The sequence below is a fragment of the Paralcaligenes ginsengisoli genome (assembly GCF_054781135.1).
The window spans coordinates 1-9,083 of sequence record NZ_BAAGUZ010000017.1 but is presented as its reverse complement, the minus strand read 5'-3'; the positions used below and the strand labels follow the sequence as shown (position 1 = coordinate 9,083).

At 58.1% G+C, this 9,083-nt stretch carries 10 protein-coding genes; all 10 read left to right on the top strand.

Going from position 1 to position 9,083, the window contains the following annotated elements; genetic code table 11:
- Positions 1 to 190: hypothetical protein (locus ACYVIS_RS09775; protein ID WP_460873875.1), on the top strand; the 190-nt coding region annotated here is incomplete at its 5' end.
- A 417-nt stretch (positions 191 to 607) separates the two neighbouring features.
- Complete coding sequence (locus ACYVIS_RS09770) at positions 608 to 1,405, top strand: ferredoxin--NADP reductase (protein ID WP_232743900.1); 798 nt, start codon at positions 608 to 610, stop codon at positions 1,403 to 1,405.
- Positions 1,406 to 1,555: 150 nt separating this feature from the next.
- Complete coding sequence (locus ACYVIS_RS09765; protein WP_232744595.1) at positions 1,556 to 2,782, top strand: polyhydroxyalkanoate depolymerase; 1,227 nt, start codon at positions 1,556 to 1,558, stop codon at positions 2,780 to 2,782.
- Positions 2,783 to 2,838: 56 nt separating this feature from the next.
- Complete coding sequence (gene rsxB, locus ACYVIS_RS09760; RefSeq protein ID WP_370635996.1) at positions 2,839 to 3,474, top strand: electron transport complex subunit RsxB; 636 nt, start codon at positions 2,839 to 2,841, stop codon at positions 3,472 to 3,474.
- Positions 3,471 to 4,109: an endonuclease III gene (nth, locus tag ACYVIS_RS09755; RefSeq protein WP_232743902.1), complete on the top strand. Its 639-nt coding sequence runs from the start codon at positions 3,471 to 3,473 to the stop codon at positions 4,107 to 4,109. Before rsxB ends, nth begins: the two co-directional genes overlap by 4 nt.
- Before the next feature lie 116 nt (positions 4,110 to 4,225).
- Positions 4,226 to 4,999 (top strand): ABC transporter ATP-binding protein, encoded by a 774-nt coding sequence (locus ACYVIS_RS09750; RefSeq protein ID WP_232743903.1) that lies wholly within the window; start codon positions 4,226 to 4,228, stop codon positions 4,997 to 4,999.
- Positions 4,996 to 5,709 carry an ABC transporter ATP-binding protein gene (locus ACYVIS_RS09745; protein WP_232743904.1) on the top strand — a complete coding sequence of 238 codons (714 nt, stop codon included), beginning with the start codon at positions 4,996 to 4,998 and terminating at the stop codon, positions 5,707 to 5,709. Before ACYVIS_RS09750 ends, ACYVIS_RS09745 begins: the two co-directional genes overlap by 4 nt.
- A 52-nt stretch (positions 5,710 to 5,761) precedes the next feature.
- Entirely contained in the window at positions 5,762 to 6,973 is a 1,212-nt protein-coding gene (locus ACYVIS_RS09740; RefSeq protein WP_460873874.1) for an ABC transporter substrate-binding protein, read from the top strand.
- 94 nt (positions 6,974 to 7,067) lie between these two features.
- Entirely contained in the window at positions 7,068 to 7,955 is an 888-nt protein-coding gene (locus ACYVIS_RS09735; protein WP_232743906.1) for a branched-chain amino acid ABC transporter permease, read from the top strand.
- A complete protein-coding gene (locus tag ACYVIS_RS09730; RefSeq protein ID WP_232744423.1) occupies positions 7,952 to 8,938 on the top strand; it encodes a branched-chain amino acid ABC transporter permease in 987 nt (328 codons plus the stop codon). Before ACYVIS_RS09735 ends, ACYVIS_RS09730 begins: the two co-directional genes overlap by 4 nt.
- Positions 8,939 to 9,083 lie beyond the last annotated feature (145 nt).

Below are 9,083 nucleotides of genomic sequence, written 5' to 3'. Positions count from 1 at the left end.
CCGGCGCTGGACTACCGCCGGACTGCACAGCACCGCCCACCCTGCGGCTTGCGTTGAGGTAATGCATCGGGGTATACATTGGGGAAGCCGCGTTGAGCCAATCACAGGCTACATTGAAGCGGTGGATGCTTTTAGTACATCCAGTCGTCAATCCATCGAGTCGTCAATCGAGGTAGATGTGGCCACGTGATGGAAGCATGAGTGCGGGCACGTTAACGGTTCTAGGGGTGCTGGCCCATTAACGGTGGGCGCAAGCACGTAAATTCCGGGCATCCCATGATGCAATTCCAGGCAGGCCGCAACGTGAGCCGTCTATCGGGGCTTGGGGTCAGGGCCGGCGTAAGGCGTGCGCCGGATGCTACCGTAGGGAAGGCGGGGGCTTTCGGCGGGCGCTGTCTGAGCCCAGCCTCGCGAGGCTGGGCGAGTTCGCCCGACGCCCGCCTGGACGAGGTAGATCCGGATCAAGCACGCCGTGCCGGCCCTGACCCCAAGCACCGATAGACGGCGTCTTTATATACCAAAGCGACCAATCCATCGAGTACAGTAAACTCTTCGACCAAAAAACGCCCTAGCCGCCAACTTTGCTTTAAAAGGCCCGCCCACTCTCATGCCGGACCATAAATACACCAGACAGACCGTCACGAAGCTTATCGAATGGGTGCCCAAAAAGCTCTTTTCGATCGAAACGACGCGCGATCCGGAATTTAATTTCAAGGCCGGGCAATTTGCCCGGCTGGGCCTGCCCGCCGGCCACGACAATGCGGAAATACCCACAATCTGGCGAGCCTACTCCATGGTTACCGCGCCCGCGCAAGACAAGCTGGGCTTCTATTCCATTGTGGTGCCCGAAGGCGAGTTCAGCCCGCGCCTGGCAGAATTGCGCCCCGGCGACTCGATCTGCATCGACCGGACGGCCTTTGGCTTTCTGACCATAGACCGATTTGCCCGTGGCGGCGACCTATGGCTGCTGGCCACCGGCACAGGCCTGTCGGCCTACCTGTCCATGTTGCAAGATGGCAACACCTGGACACAGTTCGACCGGATTATTTTGGTGCATGGGGTACGCACGATTGCCGAGCTGGCCTATCAAGCTGAAATTCGCGATTGGGGCCGGAATTTTTCGTCTCCCGGACCGGCCGGCGCCCCCCGTGCCCAACTGACGTATCTGCCCATTCCCACCCGCGAAGCCCTGCCGGGCATGCCCCAGGAGCGCATCACGACCCTGATCGCCAATCGGCAGCTCGAAAATCTTGCTGGGCGCCCGCTGGATCCCCAGGTTTCGAAAGTCATGCTGTGCGGCAACCCGGACATGCTGGGCGAGGCACGCAAACTGCTGACCGGACTCGGTTTTGCGGTGGGCCGACGCGGCAACCTAGGGAATCTAGCAGTGGAAAACTACTGGTAATCCCGTTTACTTTGTGATTAGCTAATAACCTTACGAGCGTTAGCATCCTGATTTGCAACGTTCATTGTATTAGCTGGCCTGGCTATCATTCCGCCTGACCCGTACCGGCAAACAAGAACAATACTCCCACGAGGGGCTTTATCTATGTCCATGCTGTATCAGCTACACGAAATGCAACGGTCTTTTTTGACGCCGCTCGCAGCATTCACCGACACCGGGTCGCAACTGTTTTCCAATCCATACAGTCCATTTGCCTACACTCCGCTTTCGCGGCAGATAGCCGCCACCTACGAGCTGGTGCATCGTCTGGGCAAAGACTATGAAAAACCCCAGTGGGGTATCGATACGATCGAGGTCGACGGCCGGCAAATACCGGTGGCGCCGCATAATGCGATCGAAAAATCATTTTGCAATCTGGTGCATTTCCAGCGGCAATCGCCGGCCGGATCCAAGAAAAACCCCACCGTCCTGCTGGTGGCGCCTCTTTCAGGGCATCATGCCACGCTGCTGCGCGATACCGTGCGCACGCTACTGCCTGAGCACGATGTCTATGTCACCGACTGGATCGACGCCCGCATGGTGCCTGTTTCGGCAGGTCCTTTTCATTTGAACGACTACGTCAAATACATTCAGGATTTCATCCGCTTCCTGGGCCCGGACGTGCACGTTATTTCGGTATGCCAGCCTACGGTGCCGGTGCTTGCGGCGATATCGCTCATGGCCAGCAACAAAGAGCCCTGCCTGCCGCGCAGCATGATCATGATGGGCGGTCCCATCGACGCCCGCAAAGCCCCCACACAAGTCAACCGGCTGGCCACGACCCAGCCTTACTCGTGGTTCGAGAACAACCTGATACATCGCGTTCCCACTCGTTATCCAGGCTCGGGACGGCTGGTCTATCCGGGGTTCCTGCAGCATGCGGGGTTCGTCGCCATGAATCCCGATCGGCACCTGCGCTCGCACTACGATTTCTACCTGCATCTGCTTGGAGGCGATAACGACGACGCCGACGCACACCGGCGCTTTTACGACGAATACAATGCCGTACTCGATATGCCGGCGGAGTTTTATCTGGACACCATCAAAACGGTATTCCAGGAACATCAGTTGCCGTCGGGAACCTGGGAAGTCGACGGCCAGCGGGTCGATCCGGCGGCCATTACCACTGTCGCCCTGCTGACTATCGAAGGCGAACTCGACGATATCTCCGGTCAGGGCCAGACGCGCGCCGCCCAAAGCCTGTGCCGCAACATCGCCAAAGACCGCAAACAGCATTACACCGCGCCAAACTGCGGCCATTACGGCATTTTTGCCGGACGCCGCTGGCGTCAGACGATTTGCCCTAAAATAGCGGAATTCATACGCCAGTCCGCGTAAGCCTCCTGGCCTGCCACATCTGATCGGGGGCCGTCATGGTCCCCGATTTTTATCTTATGCACCCATCGCCGCTGATCGATCGAATCGACGCCATCCTGCCGCAAACGCAGTGTACAAAGTGCGGCTACGATGCCTGCCGCCCCTATGCCGAAGCCCTGGCACACGATAACGAAGCCATCAATCGCTGCCCTCCCGGCGGAGAGGCCGGCATACAGGCACTGGCCATGCTGTTGCGCAAGCCGGTAATTCCACTGGACTCCGAATGCGGAGAGCACCAGCCGCTGCAGGTCGCCGTTATAGACGAAGCACATTGCATCGGCTGCACTCTGTGCATTCAGGCCTGTCCGGTCGATGCCATCGTAGGCGCCAACAAACTTATGCACACCATCATTGCCGACCGCTGCACCGGCTGCGATCTATGCGTAGCCCCCTGCCCCGTGGACTGCATCGACATGGTTCCCGCCGGCCACGACTGGACGCCCGCACGGGCCTCGGCGGCTCGCGTTCATCACCAACAACGGCAAGCCCGGCTGCAGGCCCGCCACCCTGACGAATCGGCGCTGGCGGCTCGCACTCTGGCCAACAAAGCATCAGTTGCCAGCGCGGCGCAAAGCGATGCCGCCACCAGGCAGCACGTGATTGCCGACGCACTCGCCCGGGCTCGGGCCCGGCGCAACAAGGGCAACTCATGAACGCCGCCAAGCGCGCCCAGATCTTCGCCCGCCTGCAAGCCGCCAACCCGGCACCCACCACCGAGTTGCTTTACGACAGCACATTCCAGCTATTGATTGCCGTCATGCTCTCGGCGCAGGCCACTGACAAATCGGTGAATCTGGCCACACGGCGGTTTTTCCCCGATCACGGCACTCCGGCCGGCCTGCTGGCCCTGGGCGAGGCCGGCCTGGCCGATCTGATCAAAACCATAGGCCTGTACAAAACCAAGGCCAAAAACGTCATTAAAACCTGCGGGATCCTGCTTGAACAGCATCAGGGCCAGGTGCCCGGCGATCGAACCGCCCTTGAAGCCTTGCCAGGGGTGGGCCGCAAAACGGCCAATGTGGTGCTCAACACGGCATTTGGCAAGCCAACCATTGCCGTCGACACGCACATTTTCCGGGTCGCCAACCGTACCGGCCTGGCTCCCGGAAAAAACGTGCTTCAGGTCGAACAAAAGCTGGAAAAGCTCATTCCCAAAGAGTACATTCTGAATGCCCATCATTGGCTGATCTTGCACGGTCGATACATATGTATAGCCCGCAAGCCGAAATGCCCGCAATGCGGAATTGCCGATTTGTGCGAATTCAAGGGCAAAACCCCAGCCCTATAAAATGAAATTCACTTAAGGGTTTTCCATAGACCTATGTAAAACCCCGATGGCATTTTGCCTGGGTGGAATGCATACTCGCGCCTATTCGAAAATAGTTTTCTATCAAACTGGCTGGCATGAGCGACTACATCCTAGAAACCAAAAACCTGGTCAAGGAATTCCGGGGCTTCGTCGCGGTAAGCGATGTCAATCTGCAAGTGAAGCGCGGTCATATCCATGCGTTGATCGGCCCCAATGGGGCAGGCAAAACCACCTGCTTCAACCTGCTCACGAAATTTCTCACTCCCACGTCGGGCAAAATCATTTTCTCCGACGTTGAAATCACTCATGAGCAGCCCGCTCAAATCGCGCGCCGCGGCATTATCCGCTCCTTCCAGATCTCCGCCGTATTCCCGCAACTGACCCTGCTCGAAAATGTGCGTATCGGCCTGCAGCGCACCACAGGGCTATCGTTTCATTTCTGGCGCAGCGACTCCTGCCTGAAGCGCCTGAACGATCGCGCCATGCACCTGCTCGATCAAGTCGATCTCGCCGATTTCGCCGACGAACACACCGTCAATCTACCCTACGGCCGCAAACGAGCGCTTGAAATCGCCACCACGCTGGCCATGGAACCCGAACTCATGCTGCTCGACGAGCCCACCCAGGGAATGGGGCACGAAGACGTCGACCGCGTTACGCAACTGATCAAGAAAGTCAGCGCGGGCCGCACTATTCTCATGGTTGAACATAATATGAATGTCGTTTCTTCTATCGCCGACGAAATCACTGTGCTGGCGCGCGGCGCGGTGCTGGCCGAAGGAAACTATCAGCAGGTATCGAGTAATCCAGCCGTAATGGAAGCCTATATGGGCTCCACCGAGGTCGCACTCGAAGGAGCGCACGGATGAGCACCCACGCACTCGAGATTTCCGACCTGCATGCCTGGTACGGCGAATCCCATGTACTGCATGGCGTCAACCTGACCGTCCATCAGGGCGAGGTGGTAACGCTGCTGGGCCGCAACGGTTCGGGCCGTACCACCACGCTGCGGGCCATGCTTGGGCTGACCGGCTCGCGCAAAGGCTCCATCCGCATTCGCGGCACCGAGTCGATCAATCTTCCCACCTACAAAATCGCCCATCTGGGCATAGGCTATTGCCCCGAAGAGCGCGGCATTTTCGCCGGCCTGTCCTGCGAAGAAAACCTCCTGCTGCCCCCCACGGTCGGAGACACCCTGGGCGGCGGCATGTCGCTGGCCGAAATCTACGAAATGTTCCCCAACCTGCAGGAACGCCGGTATTCGCCCGGCACCCGCCTGTCGGGAGGAGAGCAGCAAATGCTGGCGGTTGCCCGAATTCTGCGCACCGGCGCCAATCTGCTTTTGCTCGACGAAATTTCCGAAGGGCTCGCGCCGGTCATAGTCCAGGCCCTGGCCCGCATGATCAAGATCCTCAAGGGAAAGGGCTACACCATCATCATGGTGGAACAGAATTTCCGTTTTGCGGCGCCTTTGGCCGACCGCTTTTATGTCATGGAGCACGGCCAGATCGTAGAACAATTTAGTGCGGCTGAATTGCCAGCCAAACAAGACGTGCTTAACACGCTGCTCGGCGTTTAATCACAAAATACTGCCGGAGTACCCGGTATAACAATACAAAGGAGAGCCTTCAATGAAACTGCGTACACTATCCGCAGCCTTCGCCCTAGCAGGACTTAGCTTTACCGGGCTAAGCCACGCGGCAGGCATTTCTAACGACGTTATACGCATCGGCTTCATCACCGATATGTCGGGCGTCTACTCCGACATCGACGGCAAGGCCGGCGCCGATGCCATCCGCATGGCCATCGCCGACGCCGGCGGTGAAATCAACGGCAAGAAAATCGAACTGCTTGTTGCAGACCATCAAAACAAAGCCGACATCGGCTCCGCGACCGCACGTCAATGGTTCGACGAAAAACACCTGGACATGCTGGTGGGCGGCACCAACTCCGGCGTAAACCTGGCCATGGTCACGGTTGCGGCAGAAAAACACAAACCCATGTTCGCGGTCGGACCAGGCTCGTCCAACCTGACCAACGCCAGTTGCACACCCTATAGCATCCACTACGGCTACGACACGGTGGCGCTGGCCCGCGGCACCGCCAACCATATGGTTGCGCAAGGCGACAAGTCCTGGTTCTTCCTGACGGCCGACTATGCCTTCGGCCATTCCCTGCAGCGCGACGCCACCGCGGTTGTCAAGAAAGCCGGCGGCACAGTGGTAGGCAGCGTCGATGCGCCGCTCAGCACCACCGATTTCTCTTCGTATCTGCTGCAGGCTCAGTCCTCCAAGGCCAAGGTCCTGGCACTGGCCAATGCGGGCGGCGACTTCGTCAACTCGGTCAAGGCCGCCAAGGAATTCGGCATTACCAAAACCATGAAGCTGGCCGGCTTGCTGGTGTTCATCAACGATATCCACGCCCTGGGCCTGGAAGCGACTCAGGGCCTGTACCTGACCAGCGCCTGGTACTGGAACAAAGACGATGCATCGCGCAAATGGGCTCAGCGTTTCTACAAAGAAGAAAACCGCATGCCCTCGTACCTGCAAGCGGGCGACTACTCCGCCGTGTCGTTCTACCTGAAAGCTGTCAAGGCTACCGGTACCGACGATGGCGATACCATCATGAAATGGGTCAAATCGCACAAGGTCAATGACTTCTTCGCCGGCGACGGCTATGTGCGCGAAGACGGCACGCTGATACACGACATGTACCTGATGCAAGTCAAATCGCCGGCCGAATCCAAATCACCCTGGGATTACGTCAAACTGGTTAAAACCCTGCCAGGCGAGCAAATCTACACGACGCTGGCCGAATCAACCTGCAAACTCGTTAAAAAATAAAACTTTGTTATAAAAGATCTGCTTCCTGCCCTGCGGGGGGCAGATCTTTTATTAACCCGGGAATTTTGCATTTTGTCATGGATTTTTAACAAATATGACTGAAATATTCGGCATACCCATACAAGCGCTGCTGGGTCAGTTATTGCTGGGCTTAGTAAACGGTTCGTTTTACGCGGTACTTTCCCTTGGTCTGGCTGTTATATTCGGTCTGCTCAATGTCATCAATTTTGCTCACGGCGCGCTTTATATGCTGGGCGCCTTCGTCGCGTGGATGGGCTTGCAGTATCTGGGCCTGAATTACTGGGCCATGCTGATCATCGCGCCGATTATTGTCGGGCTGTTCGGCATTGTCATCGAACGCCTGCTCCTCAAACACTTGTACAAGCTCGATCATTTGTACGGCCTTTTGCTGACCTTCGGCCTGACACTGCTCATCGAAGGCCTTTTCCGCAGCCTTTATGGCGTTTCAGGACAGCCCTACGCCACTCCAAAGATTTTGCAAGGCGGCGTCAACCTCGGGTTCATGTACCTGCCCATTTATCGCGGCTGGGTTATCGTGGCCTCGCTGCTTGCATGCCTGGGAACCTGGCTGGTCATCGAAAAAACACGCCTTGGCGCCTTGCTGCGCGCGGGCACCGAAAATCCGAAACTGGTTGAGGCGTTCGGCGTCAACGTGCCCCTGGTCGTGACCCTGACCTTCGGATTCGGCGTCGGCCTCGCCGGATTCGCCGGCGTGCTGGCCGCCCCGATACTGCAGGTTTCTCCGCTAATGGGACAAAACCTGATCATCGTGGTTTTTGCCGTGGTGGTTATTGGCGGCATGGGCTCCATCCTCGGGTCTATCGTCACCGGTCTGGCTTTGGGCATTATCGAAGGCCTCACCAAAGTGTTCTGGCCCGAAGCATCCAACACGGTTGTCTTCATCATCATGGTCATTGTGCTGTTGGTGCGCCCCGCAGGCCTGTTCGGGAAAGAGAAATGAATCGTAAACTAATCGCGTATCTGCTGGCCGTAGTCATTATTGCCCTGCTGCCGGCAATGGGCGCCTACCCCATCTTCGTCATGAAGGTATTGTGCTACGCCTTGTTCGCCTGCGCCTTCAACCTGCTGCTGGGCTACACCGGCCTGCTTTCCTTCGGCCATGCCGCCTTCCTGGGCGGAGCCGCCTACGCCGCGGGTTATGCCCTGACGGCATGGGGCATGCCAACCCTGGCGGGGCTGATATTCGGCACTGCCGTGGCTGCCGTCATGGGGCTGGTCATGGGCTTACTGGCAATTCGCCGCAGCGGCATTTACTTCGCCATGATTACCCTGGCCATGGCGCAAATGGTGTTCTTCTTCTTTCTTCAAGCCCATTTCACGGGTGGTGAAGACGGCTTGCAAAGCATCCCCCGCGGCACCCTGTTCGGCCTCGATCTCAGCAACGACCTGAACCTTTACTATGTGGTCCTGGCCATCTTCATATTCGGCTATGCCCTGATCTGGCGCGCAATCAACTCCCCTTTCGGCCAAGTGCTGAAAGCCATCCGCGAAAACGAACCCCGCGCCATTTCGCTGGGCTACAACGTCAACAGCTTCAAGCTGCTGGCGTTCGTGCTGTCGGCGACCCTGGCCGGCCTGGCCGGCGCAACCAAGGCCCTCGTATTCGTCTCGGCCACCTTGTCGGATGCCACTTGGGGCATGTCCGGCCTGGTCATACTCATGACCCTCATCGGCGGCCTGGGTACCTTTACCGGGCCGGTATTGGGAGCCTTTATCGTAGTCCTGCTCGAGAACAAAGTCGGCGAATTCGGCCGCTTTCTGGCACAGACCACCGGCATACATGGGTTTCAGGCGCTCGGCGAATCGGTCACCATAGTCATCGGCCTGATTTTCATTATCTGCGTAATGGCTTTCCGGCGCGGCATCGTAGGCGAAGTGCTCCACCATTTCCGGCCCAAAAAAGCCTCAACCGAAAGCCCATAACGGCCCGGCGACGCCGATCCCCTCATTGTTGCGCTGGCCCGTGATCAAAAAAACGTCAGCCTACTACCGTACAAAAAACTCCAATGCGAGCGGGGGTGGCGGCCCAGGCAGGGTGAGCGAGCTTGAGTCCGCCGCGGCCGCAGCC

Excerpts from the sequence above, each read along its gene's own strand:
- rsxB (WP_370635996.1), top strand. The coding sequence starts at position 2,839 with ATGCACCCATCGCCGCTGATCGATCGAATCGACGCCATCCTGCCGCAA.
- ACYVIS_RS09735 (WP_232743906.1), top strand. The coding sequence starts at position 7,068 with ATGACTGAAATATTCGGCATACCCATACAAGCGCTGCTGGGTCAGTTA.
- ACYVIS_RS09745 (WP_232743904.1), top strand. The coding sequence starts at position 4,996 with ATGAGCACCCACGCACTCGAGATTTCCGACCTGCATGCCTGGTACGGC.
- ACYVIS_RS09750 (WP_232743903.1), top strand. The coding sequence starts at position 4,226 with ATGAGCGACTACATCCTAGAAACCAAAAACCTGGTCAAGGAATTCCGG.
- ACYVIS_RS09740 (WP_460873874.1), top strand. The coding sequence starts at position 5,762 with ATGAAACTGCGTACACTATCCGCAGCCTTCGCCCTAGCAGGACTTAGC.
- nth (WP_232743902.1), top strand. The coding sequence starts at position 3,471 with ATGAACGCCGCCAAGCGCGCCCAGATCTTCGCCCGCCTGCAAGCCGCC.
- ACYVIS_RS09765 (WP_232744595.1), top strand. The coding sequence starts at position 1,556 with ATGCTGTATCAGCTACACGAAATGCAACGGTCTTTTTTGACGCCGCTC.
- ACYVIS_RS09770 (WP_232743900.1), top strand. The coding sequence starts at position 608 with ATGCCGGACCATAAATACACCAGACAGACCGTCACGAAGCTTATCGAA.
- ACYVIS_RS09730 (WP_232744423.1), top strand. The coding sequence starts at position 7,952 with ATGAATCGTAAACTAATCGCGTATCTGCTGGCCGTAGTCATTATTGCC.